Source organism: Stenotrophomonas sp. YJH_SMC_16, assembly GCF_059367875.1.
Map to the genome: position 1 here is coordinate 408,104 of NZ_JCAFRH010000003.1, position 23,105 is coordinate 431,208.

Genomic DNA, 23,105 nt, shown 5'->3' on the forward strand with positions numbered 1-23,105 from the left:
GCTCGTTACAACGGGAATGCGGCCGGCGGCGCATGAATGCAAGCGCCGCCGTGCCACTCAGTTCGGTCGCAGCTTGTCCAGGCGGTCGGTCAGCGCCACCCAGAACGCGGCAGGCAGCTCGGCGCGCAGCGGGACCGCGTAGTGCCAGTCATTGCCGAACGCCCGGCATTTCACCGCGTCCTTTTCGGTCATCAGCACCGGCAGCTGGCTGCCAAAGGACAGGTCCTGCGGCTGATAGGCCTGATGGTCGGCGAAGGCATGCGGCACCACGCCGATGCCTCGCGCGCGCAGCATGTCGAAAAAGCGCTGCGGGTGGGCGATGCCGGCCACGGCGTGCACACGCTGGCCCTTGAAGTACGACAGTGGACGGGCACGGCCACCGGCCAGCGGCTGCGCGCTGTCGATGTGCAGGGCCATCGGCCACTGGCCGAAACCACAGGCCTGGGCCGCAGATTCCTCATCGGCCTGGCCGAGATTCACCACGCGGAAATCGCACTCGCTGGCGCGGCTGACCGGCTCGCGCAGCGGTCCGGCCGGAATCATCCGGCCATTGCCGTAGCGGCGCTGCGCATCGACCACTTCGATCTCGATGTCGCGCGCCAGCCGGTAGTGCTGCAGGCCGTCGTCGCAGACGATCACATCGCAGCCGGCCTCGATCAGCGCCTTGCCGGCAGCAACGCGATCACGGTCCACGCGCACCGGTACGCCTGTCTTCCAGGCAATCAGCACCGGTTCGTCACCGCCCTTGGCAGTCGGCGTATTGGCCTTCACCCACAGCGGTTTGTCGGCATCTTCGCGGCCGTAGCCACGACTGGCCACGCCCGGCTTCCAGCCGGCGGCACGCAGGCGCTCCACCAGCGCGATGGTCAGCGGCGTCTTGCCAGTCCCACCGGCGGTGATGTTGCCAACCACGATGACCGGCACCGGCAGCGTGTAGCGCTTGCGCCAGCCACGCCGATAGGCACGCCGGCGCAGCGCGGTGACGCCGGCATACAGCGGCGCCAGCAGGCGCATCGCCCACGGAACCGGGCTGCCGTCGTACCAGTACGGCGGGGTCTGGGTACCCTTGCCGGCCATCAGTCCTGCCTTTCGCGGAACTGCATGCTGTGCAGATGCTGGTAGAGGCCACCCATGGTGAGCAGCTCCTTGTGGGTACCGCGCTCGACGATGCGACCGTGGTCCATCACCAGCACCTGGTCTGCATGCTCGATGGTCGACAGGCGGTGCGCGATGACCAGCGTGGTGCGCTCGGGCATCAATCGCTGCAGCGCGTCCTGCACCAGGCGCTCCGATTCGTTGTCGAGCGCTGCGGTGGCTTCATCGAGGATCAGGATCGGCGCGTCGCGCAGGATCGCACGGGCGATCGCCAGGCGCTGGCGCTGGCCGCCGGACAGCAGCGCGCCGTTCTCGCCCACCGGGGTCTGCAGCTGCTGCGGCATGCGCGCGATGAACTCCCAGGCGTTTGCGGCTTCGGCCGCCGCTCGGATCTGTTCATCGGTCGCGTCCATGCCATAGGCGATGTTGGCGCCAATGGTGTCATCGAACAGCATGACCTTCTGCCCGACCATCGCCACCTGGCGACGCAGGTCGGCCAGCGGATAGTCATCCAGTGCCACGCCATCGAGAGTGATGCGCCCGCCGCTGGGTTCATAGAAGCGCGGCACCAGCCGGATCAGGCTGGTCTTGCCACTGCCGGACCGACCGACGATGGCGGTGACCGTACCCGGCTTGGCCACGAAGCTGATGTCGTCCAGGGCGATGCCACTGTCTTCGCGGTAACGCAGCATGACGTGCTCGAAGGCCAGTTCGCCACGCACGCGCTGCACCGTGTTGCGGCCATCGTCGCGCTCGACCGGCATGTCGAGGATGTCGAACAGGCGCTCGGCGGCGGACACACCGCGGGAGATCGAGGACTGCACGCTGGTCAGGCGGCGCAGCGACGGGATGATCGCCGTCATCGAGATCATCAGGCCCATGAACTGGCCGGCATTGAGGCGGCCTGCCAGTGCTTCGCGGGTCGACACCCAGACGATCACCGCCAGCGCCAGCGCGGCCAGGAACTGGACCACGCTGGAGGCACCGGCACGGGTGATTTCCACCTTCATGTTCAGCGCCAGCATGCGGTTGGCCAGGCGCGAGTAGCGCGACATTTCGTGCTGCTGCGTGCCGTGCACCTTCACTTCCTGCTGGGCCGCCAGCGACTGCTCGGCAGTCTGCGCCATCGTGCCCATGCCGTCCTGGATGCCGCGGCTGATGCGCCGGTAGCGCTTGCCGACGTAGGACACGATCACGCCGATCATCGGCACCACCACCAGCATGGCCACGGTCACCTTGACGCTCATCTGCAGCATCACCGCCAGCATGGCGATGATGGTCAGGGTGTCGGCAACCACGGTCTTGAGCGCGTCGGCACTGGCCTGGGTGACCTGCTCGGTATCGAAGTTCAGGCGGCTGACCATCACCGGCGTCGATTCGGTATCGAAATGCGAGGACGGCAGGTGCAGGTACTTGGCCAGCACCTGTTCACGCAGGTCGCGCACCACGCTGCGACCGGTCTTGGCCAGCGCGTAGTCGCTCACCCAGGTGGCGGCGCTGCGCATCAGGAACAGGCCGAGGATGGTCAGCGGCAGGATCACCGCCATTTTCGGTTCGGGATTGACAAAGCCGCGGTTGACCAGCGGCTCCATCAGCTTGGTGAAGTGGTAGCCGGCCACCGACTCCACCGCCATGGCGATGACGGCGGCGACCATCATGCCCCAGTAGGCACGGGTGTATCCCAGCAGACGTTTGTAGATCGGCCACACCGGCGCGTGTTTGGAACTCATGGACGCACCTCGGGTGCTGTTGCAATGGCAATACGGCGGAAGCCGAGCTGACCGAGCGCATCCTGCGCGGTCACCACGGCCTGATAGGGCGTGCGGGCATCGGCACGCAACAGCACCGGCTGGGTGCGGTCGCTGCCGGCAACGGCCGCGATGGTCTGCTTGACCGACTCGACGTCGTTGCGCAGCACTTCCTGGTCATTGATGAAGTAGCGGCCTTCGGCGTTGATCAGCACGCTCAACGAGCGCGGTGGCTCATTGCTGGGCTGCTGGCTGGCCGTGGGCAGCTCCACCTGGAGTGTCGAGCGCGCATCGAAGGTAGTGGTGACCACGAAGAAGATGATCAACACCAGGATGACGTCGATCAGTGGCACCAGGTCGATATGCGGCTCATCCTGGGATCGGTCGTTGCCGATACGCATCGATCAGGCCTTCGCCATCGCCGCGCCGGCCGGGCGCGTGGCAGCGGCAGGGTTCATCACCCCGGGTCGGCCATCCAGCGTATCCAGCAGCGCGCTGGCTTCCTGCTCCATCTCCACCACGTAACCGTGGATGCGGCCCTTGAAGTAGCGGTGGAACATCAGCGCCGGAATGGCGACGATCATGCCGGTGGCGGTGCACACCAGCGCCTTGCCGATACCACCGGCCAGCTGGTTCACATCACCGACGCCGTGGTCGAGGATGCCCAGGAACATCTGGATCATGCCGATCACCGTGCCCAGCAGGCCCAGCAGCGGCCCGGCCGAAGCGATGGTGCCCAGCGCGTTGAGGAAACGCTCCATGCGGTGCACCAGGTGGCGGCCGGTGTCTTCGATGCGCTCGCGGATCTGGTCGCGCGGACGGTTGCGCGCTTCCAGCGCCGCGGCCAGCAGCGCGCCCAGCGGCGAGTTCGCGCGCAGGGTCTGCAGGTGGGCCGGGTCGAGCTTGCCGCGTGCCGCCCAGTTGCGCACTTCCTGGCCGAGGCCGGGCGGCAGCACTTCAGTACGCCGCAGGGACCAGAAACGCTCCAGGATGATCGCCAAAGCCAGTACGCCCAACAGCAGCAGCGGCACCATCGGCCAGCCACCGGCCTTGACCAGTTCCCACACGTTTCAACCCTCCGGCCCGACGGCCGCTTGTTCGATCGGCGATAGGATAGCAGCCGACCGCGCCCGCCCAGCGGCATCCCACCAGCGGGATGCGTGGATGCGCTGTTCACGCAGCTGCAGCCCTTGTGCGCCAAGCCATATGCGGATCGCCCCGGAATCGGCCGTGGCCAGTACCTCGGCCCCTTGCGCCTGCCAGCGCCGGACCACGTCCTGGCGAGGGTGCCCGAAGCGGTTGCGGTGCCCGGCCGAGACCACCGCCAGCCGTGGCGCCACGGCCTCAACCCAGGGCGCGCTGGAGCTGCCGCCGCTGCCATGGTGGGGCACCAGCACCACATCCGCCTTCAGCGCTGCCGGAGACGCCTGCAGCAGCGTCCGCTCGGCCGGCCGGCCGATGTCACCCGGCAGCAGGACCGCGCCGTGGCGGCTGGCGATGCGCAGCACGCAGCTGTCCTCGTTTTCGGCCTGACGGCTGCCCGGCGCCGGGTGCAGGACCTGGAAATCAACCCCGTCCCACTGCCAGCGCAGCCCCTGCTGGCAGGGCGTGGCGCCAGCGATGGTGCTGCCCGGTGGTGCCAGCAGCTGCAGTCCGTGCAGCTGCCGTCGCAGGCTGGACAGGCTGCCGGTGTGATCAAGATGGTCATGGCTGAGCATCGCCCGCCGGGGCGGCCCCTGGCCGAGCGCGCGCAGGGCCGGGACCAGAATGCGTTCGTTGCCCTCGCCGCCGGTCGGCGGCCCCACGTCGTACCAGAGCGCGTGCCGCGCCGTACGTACCAGCACCGCAGTGCCCTGCCCTACGTCATGCACCAGCAGCTCCAGCTCCCCTTCGGCCGGTGCATGGCGGGCGGGCCACAGCAGCGGCAGGCACAGCAGCAGGCCCGCCAGGCCACCGCCGGCGCCGCGTGGCAGCAGCCACCAGAACACCCCCGCCAATGCCGCCGGGACGGCCCAGCGCGGCGCCTCGGCCAACCACCACATCGCCTGCGGGTGCAGCGCCAGTGGCTGCAGCGCCTGCCAGCTCAGCTCGAACAGCCAGGCAGCGGCACGCCAGGCCCAGCGCCCGGCACCGTCGTGCAGCACCTGCAGCGCAGTACCCAGCAACGACAACGGCACCACCAGCAGGGTCCACCACGGAATGATCGGCAGGTTGACCAGCGGCCCCAAGCGCGCGGTGCCGCCGAACAGGGCCACGCACAGCGGCAACAGGCCGAGGCTGGCCACGCCCTGGGCGGCCAGGAAGCCACGCAGGCCCCCACCGGCGCCCTCCGGCCCGGTTCGCGGCAGGCACCACAGCAGCCACAGCACGCCGCCAAAGCTGAGCCAGAAGCCGGCCGACAGCACCGACAGCGGCGCCGGCAGCAGCATCACCATCGCGGCCAGGGCCAGCCCCTGCCCCGCACCCACCGGGCGACGTCCGGCACGGGCCAGTGCCACCAACCCGATCATCAGCGCCGCGCGCACCGTTGGCAGCGCGCCACCGGCTGCCACGGCATAGGCAGCTGCGGCCAGCGCCGCGCCCCATGCCGCCGCCTGCGGCCGTGACCAGTACCGTCCCAGCAGCGGGCACAGCCACCACGACACGCGGCATAACAGTACGCCGAAGCCCGCCACCACACCCACGTGAAACCCGGAGATGGCGACCAGATGGGTCAGGCCCAGCGCGCGCAGGTGTTCCCAGTCGGCATCAGACAGGCCGCGGGTGTCGCCCAGGGCCAAGGCCTGCACGAACCGCGCGGCAGGATGTGCCACCTGCGTGGCGATGGCGTCACTGCTGCGCTCGCGCCAGGCCGGCAGGCCCTGCGCAGGCGCGTGCTCACGGGCAGCGCCCGGGTCGCGCACCGTGCCATTGCCGGAGATACCACGCAGCAATGCATGGCGTTCGCCATCGAAGCCGCCGGGATTGATCCGCGAGCGTGGCGCACGCACGCGCAACGACAACTGCCAATGCGCCCCTGCACGAACCGCATGGCGTCCGCCCTCGGCCCCGTGCGCTGACGATCCGCGCCACGGGTCGTTCCAGGTGATCTGCAGGCGCTTGCCACGCAACGCTGGCAACGTATCGGCCTCATCCACGTGCAACACGAAGCGCGTGTAGCCGGGCCCGCTCTGTGGAAGATCGGCCACCCGCCCTCGCACCTGCACATCCTGCGGCGGCGCGTCGGGTGGAAGCTGGTCGTGCAAGGCCCATTGCCCGTGCACTGTTGCCCATGCCAGGCCGAGCATGACTGCAGCCCAGGTGCGGCCTCGCCAGCGCAGCAGCCAGCCCGCGCCACCGGCAACCGCCATCGGCACGTTCAGCCACAGCGGCAGCAGCGCCGGCATCTGCACGCAGGCCAGCGCGCCCAGCACCAGGCCGGCGGCGCAGCCGGGGCCGAACAGGGCCGGCGCGGAACGTTCGGAAACCATGCCACCAGCCTGCCGCCGGGCGCGACAGGTTGCCTATCGGGATTTTCCCTGCGTGGCTGTCAGCGCCGGACGGTGCCGCGGTGGAAGTTGACCCGGAAGCTGGCACCACCGCCGGCGGCCTCGCCGACACTGACCGAGCCGCCGTGGTGCTGCACGATTTCCTTCACCAGATGCAGGCCCAGGCCACTGCCACTGCCCGCCGCGCGCAGGCGATGGAACGGCTCGAAGATCGCTTCACGATCGCTCACCGGAATACCGGCACCCTGATCGCTGACTTCCAGCAGGCCGCGCGTGTCCAGGCGCACGCAGATGGTGCCGCGCCCGCCGCCATGGACGATGGCGTTGTGCACCAGGTTGGCGATCACCCGGCCCAGCGCCAGGCTGTCGCCGTGGATCCACACCGGCATCTCAGGTGCATCCACTTCGAAGCCGTAGCCGGCACCGACCACCAGCGGCGCCAGATCGGCTGCCGCTTCACGCACCAGCAGCGCTAGATCCAGCCGCTGCAGTGCGCCGACATTGCGATCAAGTCGCTGCAGGTCAAGCAGGTGCTCGGCGACGTTGCCGAGCCGCGCCACGTCGGTCAGCAGCTGCGACTTCAGCTCGCCCTGCGGCAGCTGCGACAGGCGCGCCTGCACCACTGCAATCGGCACACGCAGCTCGTGCGCGGCATCGGCAAGGAACTTGTCACGCGCTGCATAGCCCTGCTGCACCTTGTCGATCGCGTCGTTGAAGGCTTCGACCAACGGCGCGACCTCGGTCGACACCAGCTGCGCATCCAGCCGCGCACCCGGCTGGCCGATATCCAGCTCCTTGGCCTGTTGCGCGGAGCGGCGCACGCCACGCATCGCGCGGTGGATCACGGTCGGCATCACCAGCAGCGTGACCACGATCAGCGGCAGGAAGAACCACAGGCCGATCAGGCGCAGCACCATCAGCGCGCCGTCCAGCAGCCCGCCCTTCGGTGCCCCGCCCACCATCACCGTGATGCGCCGTCCATCCTCGTTGCGGATCATCACCCGCGCCACATCCAGGTAGGGCGGCACCAGCGAACCGAGTTCGGTCGCGCCCAGCGTCGGCAACCGCGCCAGCAGCGGCGCGTGGATCGCCGGAATCGTGCCGCGCTCCAACCAGACCCCCTTGTCGTCGACTGCCGCGAACCAGAGGTTGCCGCCGGCACTGGCATCGAGCTTTTCCCAGCGTGCCTGGTCCAGCACCAGCCGGCCACCTTCGCTGTGCACCGCCTTGGCCACCGCCTCGGCCATGAACATGTCCATGCCCCAGGTGTCCTTGTCACCCCAGGTCAGGATCAACGCAACCACCGCGAACAGCACGGTAAAGGCCTGCGCCAGGAACAACCGCCAGGCCAGGCCCAGGGTGATGGAGCGGATCGGACGTGCCATCTCAGGCCTCCGCCAGCAGGTAGCCGACGCCGCGGATCACATGGATCTCCACGCCGGCCCCGGCCTGTTGCAGCGCCTTGCGCAGCTTGGAGATATGCGCGTCCAGTGCATTGGACTGGATCTCGTCATCGAAGCCGTACACTGCCGCCTCCAACGCGCTGCGGGTGACCGTGCGTCCCTGTCGCATCGCCAGCGCCTGCAGCACCAGCACCTGGCGCCGGGGCAGCGCCAACAGCTGGCCCTCCACCTGCGCCTGCAGCGATTCGAAGTCGAATTCCAGCCGGCCCAGATGCAGGCTTGGCGTCACCATCGCCGAGGGCCGGCGCGAGACCGCGCGGATCCGCGCCATCAGCTCCTCGATCGCCACCGGCTTCACCAGGTAGTCATCGGCACCGACATCCAGCCCCTCGACCTTGTCCGACAGCGTTCCCTTGGCCGTCAGCATGATCACCGCCAGGTTCGGGCGCAGCGCGCGCGCGGTGGCGACGAACGCCACGCCATCGCCATCGGGCAGCTGGCGGTCGAGCAGCATCAGCTGGTGCACCGGCTCGCGGAGCGCGATCGCGGCTTCGGCCAGGCTGCCGACCACGTCGGCGACCACGCCCTGCCGCTCCAGGCCCGATTGCAGGGCACGGGACAGATCGGGATCGTCTTCGACCAGGAGGATGCGCATCAGGGGCTCGGCTACCGGAAACGGTGCCGATCATAGTGCCTGGCGCCGGCTTTGGGCGCCTTCGCGTGCCGAATGCCAAGGCGCAATGTTCTGACAATGTTGTGGCCGCACCATGCACAGCCATCCCCCGCAAAGTGGCTGATCGATGCCGTCGCTGTCCCCGACCCTGCTGCGCCCGTTGCTGTTCTCCGCTGCCATCGGCCTCCCGTTGATCACCCACGCCGCCGACCGGAACCCGGGGGTGCAGGCCGGTATCAGTGCCGGCGCGACCTCAGGGGCCTACGCCCACTACGACGTCAAGCCGCTGGTCGTACCGTCCATTGCCTGGCAGGGCGAGCGCTTCTTCGCCAGCCCGGGCTCGCTGGGCATGTACCTTTACAAGCGCGAAGGCCTGCGCCTGTCGGCGGCGGTCACGCCCTACACGCTGCGCTTCAAGACCGACGACGTGAACGATCCTCAGCTGCGTCGCCTGCACAGCCGGCAGATGTCTGCCATGGCCGGCATCAATGGTGAATACAGCGCCGACTGGGGCATCGTCGAGGCCAGCGTGATGCGCGAGGTCACCGGCCACGGAGGTGGCATGGAATCGCGCCTGCATTACAGCTATCCGATCCAGGCCGGTCGCTTCACCTGGGTGCCCAAGGTCGGCGTGGTGCACTCCAGTGCGCGCCTGCTCGACTACTACTACGGCATCACCGACGAAGAAGCGCTGCGCTCGGGACTTGCCGCCTACAACCCGGGCAGCGCGACATCGCCGAGCCTGCAGATCGCGGTCAGCACGCCCCTGGGCACGAAGTGGCGCGCGACCGGCGTCGTCGCCAACCAGTGGTTCGGCGATGCCGTAGAGGACAGCCCGATGGCCCGTCGCGGCACGCAGACGTCGGCCTTCATTTCCCTGATGCGCTCGTTCTGATCGAGCGCCCGCAACGGACAAGGACCCCCCATGGCCTCCGTCTCCCCTGCTGCTGAAGCGCACGCGATCCTGCGTGCCCCGGACCTGGACAGCGCCGAGCGCGCCTACCTGGGGCTGCTGCCGGACCTGGAACACGTGAACGCGTTGACGCGCCGCGCACTTGTCCTTTCGCGTGCTGCCGATGCGGCACGCGGCTATGCGTTGTCGATGATGCTGGTGGGATTGCGCCTGCAGGAACTTGAGATGGGCGAAGCAACCGCAAAGGAACATCGCCAGGCCACCCTGCGCAGTCTGCGCCAGGCCTTCAGCGCCTGAGCGCAGGCCAGCAACGCTGCCGGTGCTGCAGGGCAGCGGGAAGACTCAACTGAACGTGGTCCACGCCAGCACGGCCGCCAGCAGGGCCACCCAGATCACCGCCTTGAAGGTACCCTCCAGCATGTTGCCGCCGAACAGCAGCTCAAGGATGGGATTGGGCCGGGAAACCGGAACGTGATCGCTCATGCGGCAGCTCCTTGCAGTGACGGCGCGATTGCGCGGTAGACCGAAGTCTACGCCTGCACGGCCCGGATTCATCGCCCCCCGGCCGTCTTTGGCGGCTCAATTCCGGCCTTCGTCGCAGACCGGCTGCAGCACCCCACATGTCATGCCAGCCTGCGCGCACTTTCCCGCTGGAGCACCGTGCCATGCCGATGCTTGCCCTGATGCTGCTGCTCTCCAGCCTGTTCGGCGCTGGCAACGAGCCCACTGAAGAGGCCCTTCGCAGCCAGATCCTGATTGCCGAAACCCAGCAGCCGGAAGCCGTACGACAGGATTGCGGTTCACCCTCCCTGCTGCTTTACCGGCTGCGCCAGGACCGGGTCCTGAGGCTGGCCAACCAGCCCCTGCAACGCGAACCCGCCGATGCCCAGCCCACGCGTGGTGCGACGGTTCGCGTTGCCCAGCTCTGGGAGCGCGTGGACGGCCACTGGAAGCTGCAGCGGATGATCAGTGTCGAAGATCTGGCCGTGCAACGCTGACCATGTGGAACCATGGTCGATGCCTAAAACGAAAAAAGCCGGCCCAGGGCCGGCTTCCATCGTGATCCACCGCTGCACCGGCAATGCCGGGAGCCAGGTGGTGGGCGGTACAGGGTTCGAACCTGTGACCCCTACCATGTCAAGGTAGTGCTCTACCGCTGAGCTAACCGCCCATCTTGTTCTTGCCGCCCGAAAGCTGGCCTTGCTACGTAAAAACCCGGCGCCAGGGCCGGGCTTTGCTGTTCACGACAGCCCCCTTCCGGAGACTTCGTGGTGGGCGGTACAGGGTTCGAACCTGTGACCCCTACCATGTCAAGGTAGTGCTCTACCGCTGAGCTAACCGCCCGTTTTTGCTTCTGAACGTCCGCGATTGCGTCGGTGCAGGCCGCGTATATTACGGATGCCGGCCGTGAAGCGCAACACTTTTGTGAAGAAGATGCTGCACTGCCGCGTTCAGCCCAGACTCGCCTCCTTCAGCTGCCGGATCTGATCACGCACGCGGGCGGCATCCTCGAACTCCAGGTTCTTGGCGTGCTGGTACATCTGCTGTTCCAGCGCCTTGAGACGGGACGCCAGCTGGGCCGGGCTGAGCGATCGATAGTCACTCCCCTCCTCGGCAACGCCGGGCCTGCCTCTGCCCTTGCCCTTCTTTGCTTCCTTCTCGGCGGCGTCCGAGCGCGCCCCTTCCAGCACGTCGACGATCGGGCGCGCCACCGAGCGCGGCACGATGCCGTGCTCCTCGTTGTACTCGACCTGTTTGGCGCGACGACGGTCGGTCTCATCGATCGCGGCCTGCATCGAACGGGTGATCTTGTCCGCATACAGGATCGCCTTGCCGCGCACGTTGCGCGCGGCACGGCCGATGGTCTGGATCAGCGAGCCGGTCGAGCGCAGGAAGCCCTCCTTGTCGGCATCCAGGATCGCCACCAGCGACACTTCCGGCATGTCCAGGCCTTCGCGCAGCAGATTGATGCCCACCAGCACGTCGAACTTGCCCAGGCGCAGGTCGCGGATGATCTCCACACGCTCGACCGTGTCCACGTCCGAGTGCAGGTAGCGCACGCGTATCCCGTGCTCGGTCAGGTACTCGGTGAGGTTCTCGGCCATGCGCTTGGTCAGCGTCGTGACCAGCACCCGGTCACCGGCCTTGATGCGCGCGTTGGCTTCGCTCATCAGGTCGTCGACCTGGGTCCCCACCGGGCGGATCTCCACCACCGGGTCGATCAGGCCGGTGGGACGTACGACCAGCTCGGTGATCTCGTCACCGGCCTCGCGGTACTCGTAGGGGCCCGGCGTGGCCGACACATAGATGCTGCGCGGGCAGCGCTCCTCCCACTCCTCGAAGCGCAGCGGCCGGTTGTCCAGCGCCGAGGGCAGCCGGAACCCGAATTCGACCAGCGTCTCCTTGCGCGAACGGTCGCCCTTGAACATGGCACCGATCTGCGGAATGGTCACGTGGGATTCGTCGATCACCAGCAGCGCGTCGGCCGGCAGGTAGTCGAACAGGGTCGGCGGCGGTTCGCCGGCATTCTTGCCGGTCAGGTGCCGGGAATAGTTCTCGATGCCGTTGCAGAAGCCGACTTCGGCCATCATTTCCAGGTCGAACTGGGTGCGCTGCGCCAGGCGCTGCGCTTCGACCAGCTTGTTCTGCGCGTACAGCTGCTCCAGCCGCTCCTTCAACTCGACCTTGATCGTCTCGATCGCTGCCAGCACACGCTCGCGCGTGGTGGCGTAGTGGGTCTTCGGGTAGACCGTGAAGCGCTGCATGTTGCGCAGCGTCTCGCCGGTGAGCGGGTCGAACAGGGTGATCTTCTCGACCTCGCCATCGAACAGTTCCAGACGCAGCGCTTCGCTGTCCGACTCGGCTGGGAACACGTCGATCACTTCACCACGCACGCGGAACGTACCGCGCTGCAGCTCGTACTCGTTGCGCGTGTACTGCAGCTGGGTGAGGTGGTTGATCAGGTCGCGCTGGTCGATGCGCTCGCCCTTGGACAGGATCAGGCGCAACGACAGGTAGTCTTCCGGCGCGCCCAGGCCGTAGATCGCCGATACCGTCGCCACCACGATCGCGTCCGGGCGCGACAGCAGGGTCTTGGTCGCCGCCAGTCGCATCTGCTCGATGTGCTCGTTGATCGAACTGTCCTTCTCGATGAAGGTGTCCGACGACGGCACGTAGGCTTCCGGCTGGTAGTAGTCGTAATAGCTGACGAAATACTCGACCGCGTTGTGCGGGAAGAACGCCTTGAACTCGCCATACAGCTGCGCCGCCAGCGTCTTGTTCGGCGCCATGATCAGCGTCGGCTTCTGCACGTTCTGGATGACGTTGGCGATGGTGTAGGTCTTGCCCGAACCGGTGACGCCCAGCAGGGTCTGCTTGGCGATGCCCGCTTCGAAGTTGCTGGTCAGCTTTGCGATGGCATCAGGCTGGTCGCCCGCCGGCGAATACGGCGAGACGAGTTCAAAACGGTCGCTCATGGTGTTGCCAGTTCCCGGGAAGGGTGAGTATACGGGGCAAGCGGTGACGGCCAGCTGAGGGGTTTCCGGGCGGGCAGCCGCGGCGTTGACCGATGGTGAATGCGCGAGCACAGAACGAGGCTGGAGGCATGTCCCTTCGTCTTCGCCCTGCCCGGCTCCACCGCGGCCTCCATCTGATCGAGCTGCTGATCGCTGTCATGGTGCTGTCGGTCCTGCTGGCTTTGGCGTGGGGCCCCTGGCAACGCACGCTGCGGCACTTCCAGGCGGAAACGCTGCGCGCCGAACTGGTCGCCAGCCTGTCGATGGCACGCAACGCCGCCATCACCGAACGCCGCCGCGTGACGGTCTGCGGTTCGTCGGATGGCCTGAGGTGTGACCAGGCATGGAGCCAGGGCTGGCGGGTGCAGGTCGAACCGGCCAACAGCGCGACCGGCGCCGCAAGGGAACTCCGCGTACACAGGGCACGCCGGCGTCATGTCGACCTGCGCACCAGCGATCATCGGCCCGACATACGGTTCCGGCCCGACGGCCGCAATGCAGGCACCAACCAGTCCATCGTGCTGTGCATGAATGGACAGGAGCACAGCCGCGTCATCATCAGCGTCCCGGGACGGGTCAGGAGCCAGCGCCCGCGCACTCCCAACCCGTGCTGAAAACTGAAATGCCATCGCGGAAACGAAAAAAGCCGCGATTTCTCGCGGCTTTTTCGAATCTGGCGCCCGAAGTTGGACTCGAACCAACGACCCCCTGATTAACAGTCAAGTGCTCTAACCGGCTGAGCTATTCGGGCGGGGTGCGCATTTTAGCCAGCGTTCGCAGGGGAGTGCAAGCCTTTTCTGCAATGTGGCGAAACGGCCCGCCCTTCACCAGCATCCGGGGCCCTTGCTGGCATTCGGCGTCTTTCGTCCGGCCTGATCAACGGTCAATGTGCCGCAGTCGTCCTTATTCTGGATCTCTGTCGGCGCCGCCTGCAGGGTGAAAGTAGTGCCATTCGGCGTCCCCACGTAGGAGAGCGTATATCGAGCGGTGCCGTCACGCGGTGATTGCGAGAACGGCAGCGTCATGCCCGCGTAGGTGTTCTCCACGGTATGCCGCCGCTCCAGCATCTGCGCCAGCTCGACCAGATCGGCCTTGGCCTGGGCACGATTGGCCTTGCGCACATAGGCCTGGTAGGAAGGCAACGCGATGGCAGCGAGAATGGCAACCACGGCCACGGTGATCATCAGCTCGATCAGGGTGAAGCCGGCGGCGGTTCGACGCCTGCTGTACACATGCATGGGCAACCTCGATATCGGATTCATCAACGGATCTGCCGCCACGATTGCCGCCCGCAGGGCCGAGGCATGTAAAGCGGATCGGCGCCGGCCGCACGCAGCACGAACGTACACTGGCTGGCCTGCAGCATCTTGTCGACCGTGCACCCCGTGTCGCCAGGTTTGCACGGCGTAAGCTTGGGCACAAAGATGTTGGTGTCCTTCACTGGCGGCCCTTGGCTGAGGTCACCCTTCTTGGTCAGGGCGACACCACCGCAGTTGCCGGTGCACAGCGCTTCTCCGCCGATGGTTGGGCTCAGGCCGGACATCTGGCCGCCACCGGTCAGCAGATTGAGACCGTACAGCCAGTTCACGCCACCGCCGCTGCCGCAAATGGCGGTACCCGGCACATAGGACGTGAAGAACACGATGCCGTTCTGCACACGGGGGTTGCCGACGAAGCGTTCGCCTTCGACTGCCGATCCGGCCTGCAGGTCGACATACCAGCCGCGGGCCGAACCGTAGTTCACCGCCTTGCGGGTGACATCACGCAATTGATAGCCGCTGGCCGATGTACCGGTAGTGATCACCTGCTGTACCAGGTTGTCGCGCGTACCAACCGCACTGGCGAGGTTGTCCCAGATGCCATACAGCGACTGCACTGGCGAGGTGCTGCTGACCGCATTGTCATCGGCGGCGAAGTACTGCCCGGTACCGAAGAACAGACTGATACCGCCGCCCGGACCCGTGCTGATCTCGATGCCGCTCATGATCGGCTGCGGGCTGTTGTTGCGCGTAGCGGTGAACAGCGGAGTTCCAGACAGGGCGATGTTCCAATTGGTCGGATCGGTGCTGGAAAGATCAAATTTCCAGATATTGCCCTGCATGTCACCGCCATACACAGTGTCGGTGATGCCGTCATTGTTCTTCAACGCCACCGTGGCAATGTTGATCAGGCCATTGCGTGCCGCGTACTTCGCACCTACCGGTGAAAGCCGCTTGAGCACCTTGCCGGTCTGGATATCGACCACGAACAGCGCTGCCTTGCCGCTGGTGGAATTGACACCATTACCGAAGATCGCGACGAACCGCGGCGCTGCATTGGCGTCAGCACCCTTCACCGCCACCACGGCCGGCTTTCCCAGCACGAACCCGAGATCCGATTCCGTCTTGCCCGAGACTTCCCACAACACACTCGATGCACCGAACGAGGTCGGATCGCTGACATTCAGCGCGAACACGGAGCCATTGCCTACGCTCGCCGCATTGGGCGCCTTGCTGGAGCCACCACCACCTGTAGTGCCCACCAGCACCGTGTTCCAGGCATCCCCGTAGTAGACGTCGGACGACGTCAGTGGGCCATCCACATAGTAGCGATGCCCATACTTGGGATTGGCCAGCTCAGCGATGTGCTGCATCGCAGCCGAGGGAATGAAGGCCAGTTCTTCGGTACCGCCAGATGCCCCATTCGAACCGTTGAAACCATGCACCATGCCGTCATTGGCGCCAACATAGATCATCGTCGGCGGCCCCGAGGTCGCACGCTTCGCTTTCAGGAAGGCATCATAAGACGTGCCCAGCGTCGCCTTCCACTTGACTGTCGACTGCCTCGCCCAACTTGCATAGCCGAAGTCATCCGTTTTGGAGACGATCTCGGTTGTGGAATTGACGATGTCACCCAACGGCGATGTGCGCGAACGCAGGCCACTCACCGCTGCACCCCGCAGATAGTTGACCAGATTGGTCGAGGTCATCTTGCCGAACCAGGCAGGAATCGAGTCGCTGAATCCCAATGCCGACAGTTTCGCCCGCTCATCGGTGCCCGGCAGATTGGTGGCCAGGAACTCGGTCGCATTGACCGGGGTCACCGTGCCATCGGATGCAGTACTGGTAGGGGACGTCGCCATGTAGATGCGGCGCGTGGCACTGCCGATGCTGCTGGACGCCTTCCACAGCACGGCACCATCCGCACCCTGGCCGTCGACCTGGGTGGCAATGACATCACCGGTCCAGTCCACGGTGCCAGAGGGCACACTGTAATGGGACGATACGGTGAAAGAGTTGGTCGAAATGCGCGCGCCACTGCCGCTGCCACCGACCGGCGCATCACCTTCCGCTGCACTGTTGAAGATCGCCTCCAGCGCCTCCTTCAGCTTGGTCGGATTGCGTGCCAGGAAGTAGTTGTCCGGCACCCCTGGCTTCTTGCTGTCCCACTTCTTACCGGCCGGGACACCGTACTTGGCGGCATACCACAGCGGGCTCTGCAGCTGGCCCGCCGCAGTGGTAGAGGCCTTGTACTTGATGACCACCGGCTTTTGCCAATCGTCGCGGAAGTTGTTTGAGCTGGTCAGCACAGAGCCATTGCTGTTGCCCGGACGCAGCGCCAGACGCTGCACGGTGCTGGAGGCATTCGAGCCGGTGATCGTGTAGCCGGTCAACATCGCGTTGCCAGCGTAGGCCGACAGGTTCTCAATGCGGACGAGTACTTCATCCTCTTCAACCTTGCCAGCCAGAGTCGTACCGATCCAACTCTCCACTCTATTCTTTACTACGGTTGTGTAGTTGCACAGCCGCGTATTGCCCGCAGCACTGTTGCTCACCTTCGCATCAGCACGCCAGCAGATGTCATTGAAATCCCCGGTATCATTGCACGCCGCGCCCACGCAGTAGCTCAGCATGGCAACGACGTCGTTGTCATGGTCATTGCCCCACAGGGAGTCTTCCCACACCAGCGAGAAGCTGCCGGACTTTGCATCTGTCCGGTAGGGACGGCCATAGACCAGCTTCCCGCCGGTGTCGTTGGCCTGCTTGGTGCCAATGCCGACCGAGCCCAGGAAGCAGCTGCGCCAGCCAGCACTTGTTGCAGTTGCGCCGCCGGTGTTGTTCGCCTGGCAGAGCGGGGCCAGTCCGATCTTGCTGTTGCCCACCGCAATTTCGAACTGCGGGAGATTTTCCGCCATGGCAACGGCGTAGGTGGTGGCGGTGACCTTGTACGTGCTTGGCTTGTTCTGCACGTTGGGACGCAGATCGGTCTCCGCGGCCGCCTTGGCCAGCCCCGCCATCAGGAAGCTGCCTTCCATGGAGGGAATGTCCGGGCAGATGCCGCGCGCCTTGCTGAGGCTACCGATTGTCTGGCCCTGGCAGATATCACTGTGGGTATCAAGCGAAGCACCGCGCGGTGTATCACCCACGCGACCGATCATGTAGCTCTTGCCGGCGATTCCTTCGGCCGTGCCGACTGCATCCGTCGCGGACACCGCAGACGCAAGGCCGGTCACGGAACCGACGTTGTCGCTGTCAAAGGACGGCAGGCCCGACGATAGCACCAGGATATTGCAGGTCGCGCAATAGGAGTTGCCACCCTCTGCAGGCAGGCGATAGGGATCCTTCCAGCTGATATTGGTCGGCAGGCCGCTGAGATCTCCGCTGTCGCTATAGACCTTGGAACCCGCAGTGATGTAGCGCAGCGCTTCAGCATACATTTCCGCCAACGGATTGCCCCAGGCACTGCACTTCTGGCCTCCGGTCCCCGGATCGGTCAGATTGCCATTTCCCTTCTGGTCCTGGCGATTGAGAATGCCGTAGGTGTTGCAGTCATTCCAGTTGTTGGACCAGTTCCAGTTGTCCAGACGGAAGCTTGAAATCGCGTTGATCACGCCCTCATCGTCGGCCTTGGCGTTTCCCGTCAGATTCAGGTAGCAGAACTGCCCCGTAGACAGGTCGATTTCATCGCCCGTGCCGCAGAACTTCGTACCATTGCCCGCGATCTTGCCGATGTTCCGGCGCAGGACGCCACCATCTCGTGGATTGGCGTAGGTTCCCGTGACAAGTCCAAAGCGCAGGCGCCCGCTTTCACCGTAGGTCTGCAGCAACCCGGCCGGCTTGAAACGGTCGGTGATGCCATCGTTGTATTTGCGGCAGAAACTCTCACGCACCGTTGAACTGGCATCACACACCTCGACACGTACGGTGTAGTCCGGGACCGAGGTCGAGCGGGGAATGTCTGCGTAGCCATCGGCGTTGCTGGCTCGTCCGGTATCGCACTGATTGCTGGCAGTCGATGCCCACTCGGTAAATGAACCTTCTGCCACGCGCATCAAAGGCGCACCTTTATCCGAACGCGTTACGCTGCAGAAGCTGAAAGCCGTCCCGCTTCCAGGAAGGTTGGCGAACTCGCGAAGATTCGATCCACTGTAGACCTTGACCCACGCATGCAGATCGCTGGGGATCGGCGCCCGCTCCAACACCGTCTTTTCCTTCGTATCGGTGAAGCGCTGGCCGCCGTACAGAACGTAGCGCATCACATCCAGGCGACTCATCGTCACCCAGTTGAGGAAGTTGCCCGACCACGCGCCGCTGCAGCTGTGCTTGTTGGCGCCCTTTGCCTCTGCACTGGCCTTGAAGACACCACTGTTGTACGAGTAGCAGAGGTTGTAGTCGAAGTAGCCTGAGTAATCGAACTTGTCCTGGTAAGTGGTATCCAGCACCCCATCCCCGTCAAGGTCGCTGTAATCGCTGTACGCCTTGTTGAACAGCTGCTCGTCGCGCGACATCACCATCATCATCAATGGCGGCTGGCTCTGCTTGCTGTACAGCGGCTCCTGCGCGATGTCGTAGTCACCAAGCGCGGCCTGCAGCGGAATGATCAACGCGGCAAGACCGGCAAGCGCAGCAACACCCACACCGGCCCGCAGCCAGGTGGAGGAACGAAGTCGAAGGAAACGGCGCTCGCTGTTCATGGGATGAAGATCGTGTCGATGACCGCACTGGCGGACGCATTGGAGGGATCGTCACTGGCAAGCGCCGTGACCTGGTAGATGTTCCCGGTTTCTTCGTTCTGTCGGCCGCCGGTGCGCCGGCTGGACGCTGCAAAGCACTTGTCGATGCGACGCGTGTAGGTGGACTTGGTCTCACTGAGACCATCGGCCCACGTCTGCGGATCGTAGGAGGGACTGCATTCCTCCTGGTTGGCCTTGAAGATGCCCCCGTCAGCCAGTGCCTTCTCGATGGATTTCTCGGTTTGCCGGGCGTCGGCCTCAGCGTTCTGGAATGCAACGTTGCTGCGCAGATAATTAGCGGCCATGCGTTCCTGCATGCTCGTGACCTGCATGCCGGCGATGCCCAGCAGGGCCATCAGCACCAGCATGATCAGCACGACATACAGCACCGCGCCGCGCTGGGAGCGCGGTGAATGCAGAGAGTGGCGGCGGGCGGGATGGGTACGCATGGTGGCCTCAGTTGCCATACAGGCGATTGCGCAGAGCGATCGTGCTCTGGTAGGCGGCGCGCATGCGGCCGTCAGAGGGCGCGGTATAGGTCACGCCGAGCGCGCTCAGCGGCGCACTCGAACTGGCCTGGACAGATGCAGCCGGGTCCGGGCTGGATACCACCAGCCCCAACTGCACCGTGCCCACACGCTGCCAGCCGCGCGAGGCCGGCACGATGGAGGCCTGAACATCGGTCGCGGTACCCTGGCGATCGATGTAGCCGGTCGGCGACACCGTGCTCAGACCGTGATCCTGGCCGTACAGAAGCTGCATGTTCTCCACGCCTTCGACCAGCGCCTCTGCCGGTCCCGCCACCAGGGCAGCACCGGGCTTGGCGGTGAATCGAAGGCGATACAGCGAGGATTGCTTGGTCGTAGCGTCGTAGCCCACGTACAGGATGGACGTCTCGGCGCGATACAGCACCGCCTGGCCGGGCTCGTAGTTGCGGGCGATGGCCACATCGTTGTTGGGTGCGGTACCCACCGTCACGGTGCCAGCCTTTGCATCGATCGCACGAGCCTGGAAGACCGTGGCGGAAATGCAGTCGGCCACACCGAACAGCCCCGGGTCGGTAACTCCGCTATCAAGCACGGCAAGACGTTTTGGATCAAAGCTGAAAACCGGCTGGGCAACCGTACCGGCTACCGCCGTGACCGGCACACCGGTGGGCACCAGATAGCGCAGAGCGACGATATCGCTGCCGTCGACCCGGTTCTTGATGGCCGCGGCGAACTCACTCGGCAACGCCGGCGAGTACTTGCTGCCGCCCGTTGACGGCGTTGCCGCCAACGTCACCGCGTCGCCCGGCTTGGTATCCGTTGCTTCGTAGCCCTGGATCGACCGCGCGAAGTCCAGCGCGGGGTGGCCTCCCGCAGCGAAGGTGGTTGCCAAGGTGCCCTGCGGATCATGCGCCTGATCGTTCACGCAGCCGAAGTGTCCCGCCATGCGCAGTTCGCGTTGCAGGGAATCCATCGCGAAACGGCTGTTCTCCTGGACCCGCGCCAGCCCTTCAGACAACTGGTAGGCCGTGCGTGAAGCGGCGAACACCTGGACCACGCCCAGCATGATGATCAGGCCGATGGTCAGGGCGATCATCAACTCGATCAACGACAGGCCACTCATCGTTTGGCGGGAGCGCATTCTGGTCATCACAGCAGGCTCTCCGCAGCAAAGGTGGTGTCAGCCTTCGAATCGGGATTCCAACGCTCATCGCCCCAACTGACCGACACCCGTACCCGGCCGTCATTGACGGTTACCGTTCCGGATGCCGAGTCACCCAGTGCACGGCCCAGGCGGCAGCGCCAGTCGCGGGTGAAGTCATCCTTGCCGATATCCTTGCCAATGGACGGCGCGCAGTCACCCTTGCCGGTGGTAGCAGCATAGGTACCGGCATAGCTGAGCGCGTTGATCCGGTTGGCCCGGATCTGATCAAGCAGCTCGTACCCCAGGTTGGTGGCCTGGGTGCGGTAGTTCGCGCTCTGGACAAACCGTACATTCATCGTCTGCAGTAGCGCGAAGCCAAGCAGGCCAATACCCATCACCAGGATCGCGATCATGACCTCGATCAGGGTGAAACCTCCCTGCGCCATACGGTGCGGCTGGAAGCCGATCTTTCTCATGAGCAACTCTCCTTCAACAGCCGGACCTGTCCCGTAGGCGATATACGCAGCGTTCGCTGCAGGGGCTGGTCGCCACACTTCTCAGGGCGCAGTGTCACATCCACTTCCGCGTTGGCGCGATTGCGGCCACGGCCATCGAAGCCGATGGTCAACGTTTCGGTTGCGGACTTCATGGTTGGGCGACCTTCGCTGTAGCGCAGCACGTTCTCACCGGAATCAAGCGACCCGTTCCCGTTGCGATCCTCCCAGACCATCCAGCCGTCGGCCCAGCTGCTGCCATCACACTCTTTGCCTGCGGTGGATGCGCATACAGCCCCACCACGCGTGTTCTTTATCGCCTCGGAACGGGCAAGTGCCAGCGACGCGATCAGTTCGTTGGTCGTCGTGGCCACACGATTTGAGCGGATCGTACTTTGGAAGCTGGGATACGCGATGGTGCTCAGGATCGCCAGGACGGCAACCGTGACCATCAACTCAACCAGCGTAAAGCCGTTTTGCCGGCGCAAAGACATTGGACGCTCCCCAGCGTGTTGATGGCCACGATGGGCCATCGCCCTGCCCCCGGCAAGCGGCGGCAGGATGAACGGTCAATCCGGGGCGACGGGCGTCAAAGCCTTGACGACCCGCCCTCCCCTGCCTGTGCCGGCGCGATCCCCATCGCGCCGGCGCAGGCTCAGGCCAGCACCTGGTAGCAGGGCTGGTATTCGCCGGAGATCTTCATCCGGCGCTGTTCGACGAAGGCACGCAGCAGCCCGTCCAGGGCCTGCATCATGTCCGGGTCGCCATGGATCTGGAACGGCCCGAACTGCTCGATGCGGCGCATGCCGTCTTCCTTCACGTTGCCGGCCACGATGCCCGAGAACGCCCGGCGCAGGTCGGCCGCCAGCGCGTGCGGGGCACGCCCGTGGTGCAGGTCCAGCGCGGCCATCGCCTCGTGGGTCGGCACGAACGGCTGCTGGTACTCCCACGGAATCTCGATCGACCAGTTGAAGAAGAACGAGTCCTTCTGCGCCAGGCGGTGCTCGCGCACGCGCTTGATGCCGTTGGCCATTTTCTTTGCCACCGCCACCGGGTCGCCGATGACGATCTCGTAGCGCTCGGCGGCCGCATCACCCAGGGTCAGGCGGATGAACCGGTCGATCTGCTCGAAGTACGGAGCCGCCACCGTCGGGCCGGTCAGGATCAGCGGGAACGGCAGGTCCTTGTTTTCCTCGCGCAGCAGGATGCCGAGCAGGTACAGGATTTCCTCGGCGGTGCCGACACCACCGGCGAACACGATGATGCCGTGGCCGATGCGGACGAAGGCCTCCAGGCGCTTCTCGATGTCCGGCATGATCACCAGGTGGTTGACGATCGGATTCGGCGACTCAGCCGCGATGATGCCCGGCTCGGTCAGGCCGATGTAACGCGTCACGGTACGGCGCTGCTTGGCATGGGCAATGGTGGCGCCCTTCATCGGGCCCTTCATCGCGCCCGGACCGCAGCCGGTGCAGATGTCCAGGCCGCGCAGGCCCAGCTCATAGCCCACCTGCTTGGTGTACAGGTACTCGTCGCGCGAGATCGAGTGGCCGCCCCAGCAGACGACCAGATTCGGGTCACCCGGGTTCAGGATGCGCGCGTTGCGCAGCAGGCCGAACACCGCATTGGTGATGCCCTCGGACGACTCCAGCTCGGCCGCGTAGGCCGGGCCCATCTCGATGGCCATGTAGGCCAGGTCACGCACCACCGCGAACAACAGTTCGGCGACGCCGCGGATGATCTCGCCGTCGACGAAAGCCATCGCCGGTGCATTGACCAGGTCGATGCGCACGCCGCGATCCTGCTGCGCCACCTGGATGTCGAAATCGGGATACAGATCGCGCGCCGCGCGCGGATCGTCAGAAGCACTGCCGCTGGTCAGCACGGCCAGCGCGCAGCGGCGCAGCAGCTCGTGCATGCCGCCGGCGGAGGCATCGCGCAGGCGGGCCACTTCGGCCCGCGACAGCACATCCAGCCCACCGCGCGGGTAGATCCGCGCGTCCTGCACCGGCAGTGCACGGGCTGATTTTTCGTTCGTGGTCATGTCCAATTTTTCGCTTCCTTCAAGGTTTCCGACTGTACTGCCGCCCCCTTAAAAAGCAAAACGGCCGGGAAGCCCGACCGTTGGATGTGTGCTTCCCGCGTTCGCCTC

General features: G+C 65.4%; 20 protein-coding genes and 3 tRNA genes. 4 read left to right on the forward strand and 19 right to left on the reverse strand.

All coding sequences use genetic code 11. The features are described 5' to 3' along the window. Window positions 1–57: 57 nt before the first annotated feature. The 7 genes from lpxK to AC5P6E_RS09530 are packed head-to-tail and all read right to left on the reverse strand — an operon-like array spanning window position 58 to window position 8,389. Window positions 58–1,077: a tetraacyldisaccharide 4'-kinase gene (gene lpxK, locus AC5P6E_RS09500; protein WP_126560706.1), complete on the reverse strand. Its 1,020-nt coding sequence runs from the start codon at window positions 1,075–1,077 to the stop codon at window positions 58–60. After that, window positions 1,077–2,825: a lipid A export permease/ATP-binding protein MsbA gene (msbA, locus tag AC5P6E_RS09505; RefSeq protein WP_010486079.1), complete on the reverse strand. Its 1,749-nt coding sequence runs from the start codon at window positions 2,823–2,825 to the stop codon at window positions 1,077–1,079. The genes lpxK and msbA overlap by 1 nt, the downstream gene beginning before the upstream one ends. Then, window positions 2,822–3,244 carry an ExbD/TolR family protein gene (locus AC5P6E_RS09510; protein WP_010486080.1) on the reverse strand — a complete coding sequence of 141 codons (423 nt, stop codon included), beginning with the start codon at window positions 3,242–3,244 and terminating at the stop codon, window positions 2,822–2,824. The genes msbA and AC5P6E_RS09510 overlap by 4 nt, the downstream gene beginning before the upstream one ends. A gap of 3 nt (window positions 3,245–3,247) precedes the next feature. Continuing rightward, window positions 3,248–3,910, reverse strand: a complete 663-nt coding sequence (locus AC5P6E_RS09515) for a MotA/TolQ/ExbB proton channel family protein (protein WP_010486081.1) — start codon at window positions 3,908–3,910, stop codon at window positions 3,248–3,250. A gap of 3 nt (window positions 3,911–3,913) precedes the next feature. Continuing rightward, entirely contained in the window at window positions 3,914–6,313 is a 2,400-nt protein-coding gene (locus tag AC5P6E_RS09520) for a DNA internalization-related competence protein ComEC/Rec2 (protein ID WP_483698710.1), read from the reverse strand. A 59-nt stretch (window positions 6,314–6,372) separates the two neighbouring features. Further along, window positions 6,373–7,716 (reverse strand): sensor histidine kinase, encoded by a 1,344-nt coding sequence (locus AC5P6E_RS09525; RefSeq protein WP_197578859.1) that lies wholly within the window; start codon window positions 7,714–7,716, stop codon window positions 6,373–6,375. 1 nt (window position 7,717) lies between these two features. Then, window positions 7,718–8,389: a response regulator transcription factor gene (locus AC5P6E_RS09530; protein WP_010486084.1), complete on the reverse strand. Its 672-nt coding sequence runs from the start codon at window positions 8,387–8,389 to the stop codon at window positions 7,718–7,720. A gap of 145 nt (window positions 8,390–8,534) precedes the next feature. Here AC5P6E_RS09530 and AC5P6E_RS09535 point away from each other — a divergent pair, with 145 nt between their 5' ends. Continuing rightward, the gene (locus AC5P6E_RS09535) at window positions 8,535–9,302 is read left to right on the forward strand and encodes a MipA/OmpV family protein (RefSeq protein ID WP_010486085.1); all 768 of its coding nucleotides are present in this window, start codon (window positions 8,535–8,537) and stop codon (window positions 9,300–9,302) included. A gap of 30 nt (window positions 9,303–9,332) precedes the next feature. Then, the gene (locus AC5P6E_RS09540; RefSeq protein WP_483698707.1) at window positions 9,333–9,617 is read left to right on the forward strand and encodes a hypothetical protein; all 285 of its coding nucleotides are present in this window, start codon (window positions 9,333–9,335) and stop codon (window positions 9,615–9,617) included. Window positions 9,618–9,662: 45 nt separating this feature from the next. Here AC5P6E_RS09540 and AC5P6E_RS09545 read toward each other — a convergent pair whose 3' ends face one another. After that, entirely contained in the window at window positions 9,663–9,803 is a 141-nt protein-coding gene (locus AC5P6E_RS09545; RefSeq protein ID WP_272774012.1) for a hypothetical protein, read from the reverse strand. 182 nt (window positions 9,804–9,985) lie between these two features. Between AC5P6E_RS09545 and AC5P6E_RS09550 the strand changes: the two genes are divergently transcribed. Continuing rightward, window positions 9,986–10,318, forward strand: a complete 333-nt coding sequence (locus tag AC5P6E_RS09550) for a hypothetical protein (RefSeq protein ID WP_049412590.1) — start codon at window positions 9,986–9,988, stop codon at window positions 10,316–10,318. Between the two features lie 98 nt (window positions 10,319–10,416). Here the strand turns inward: AC5P6E_RS09550 and AC5P6E_RS09555 are convergent. From AC5P6E_RS09555 to uvrB, 3 genes are all read right to left on the reverse strand, one after another. After that, window positions 10,417–10,491, reverse strand: a tRNA-Val gene (locus tag AC5P6E_RS09555). 98 nt (window positions 10,492–10,589) lie between these two features. Then, window positions 10,590–10,664: transfer RNA gene (locus tag AC5P6E_RS09560), tRNA-Val, on the reverse strand. A gap of 107 nt (window positions 10,665–10,771) precedes the next feature. Next, on the reverse strand, window positions 10,772–12,796 hold the full coding sequence (uvrB, locus tag AC5P6E_RS09565; RefSeq protein ID WP_049412587.1) for an excinuclease ABC subunit UvrB: 2,025 nt from the start codon (window positions 12,794–12,796) through the stop codon (window positions 10,772–10,774). Between the two features lie 128 nt (window positions 12,797–12,924). Here uvrB and AC5P6E_RS09570 point away from each other — a divergent pair, with 128 nt between their 5' ends. Beyond that, the gene (locus AC5P6E_RS09570) at window positions 12,925–13,449 is read left to right on the forward strand and encodes a GspH/FimT family pseudopilin (RefSeq protein WP_313208353.1); all 525 of its coding nucleotides are present in this window, start codon (window positions 12,925–12,927) and stop codon (window positions 13,447–13,449) included. 60 nt (window positions 13,450–13,509) lie between these two features. Here AC5P6E_RS09570 and AC5P6E_RS09575 read toward each other — a convergent pair. The 8 genes from AC5P6E_RS09575 to ppnN form a co-directional block, all read right to left on the reverse strand. Beyond that, window positions 13,510–13,586, reverse strand: a tRNA-Asn gene (locus AC5P6E_RS09575). A gap of 73 nt (window positions 13,587–13,659) precedes the next feature. After that, window positions 13,660–14,073 (reverse strand): type IV pilin protein, encoded by a 414-nt coding sequence (locus AC5P6E_RS09580; protein ID WP_483698741.1) that lies wholly within the window; start codon window positions 14,071–14,073, stop codon window positions 13,660–13,662. 23 nt (window positions 14,074–14,096) lie between these two features. Then, the gene (locus AC5P6E_RS09585; RefSeq protein ID WP_171954106.1) at window positions 14,097–18,788 is read right to left on the reverse strand and encodes a pilus assembly protein; all 4,692 of its coding nucleotides are present in this window, start codon (window positions 18,786–18,788) and stop codon (window positions 14,097–14,099) included. Beyond that, window positions 18,785–19,276 carry a pilus assembly PilX family protein gene (locus AC5P6E_RS09590; RefSeq protein WP_099559616.1) on the reverse strand — a complete coding sequence of 164 codons (492 nt, stop codon included), beginning with the start codon at window positions 19,274–19,276 and terminating at the stop codon, window positions 18,785–18,787. Before AC5P6E_RS09590 ends, AC5P6E_RS09585 begins: the two co-directional genes overlap by 4 nt. 7 nt (window positions 19,277–19,283) lie before the next feature. Then, window positions 19,284–20,456: a PilW family protein gene (locus AC5P6E_RS09595; protein WP_313123896.1), complete on the reverse strand. Its 1,173-nt coding sequence runs from the start codon at window positions 20,454–20,456 to the stop codon at window positions 19,284–19,286. Window positions 20,457–20,464: 8 nt separating this feature from the next. Continuing rightward, window positions 20,465–20,935, reverse strand: coding sequence for a type IV pilus modification protein PilV (pilV, locus tag AC5P6E_RS09600; protein ID WP_054171396.1), 471 nt, complete (start codon window positions 20,933–20,935; stop codon window positions 20,465–20,467). Continuing rightward, a complete protein-coding gene (locus AC5P6E_RS09605; protein WP_043400476.1) occupies window positions 20,932–21,447 on the reverse strand; it encodes a GspH/FimT family pseudopilin in 516 nt (171 codons plus the stop codon). The genes pilV and AC5P6E_RS09605 overlap by 4 nt, the downstream gene beginning before the upstream one ends. Window positions 21,448–21,608: 161 nt before the next feature. After that, window positions 21,609–22,997, reverse strand: coding sequence for a nucleotide 5'-monophosphate nucleosidase PpnN (ppnN, locus tag AC5P6E_RS09610; protein WP_049436550.1), 1,389 nt, complete (start codon window positions 22,995–22,997; stop codon window positions 21,609–21,611). Window positions 22,998–23,105: the final 108 nt, after the last annotated feature.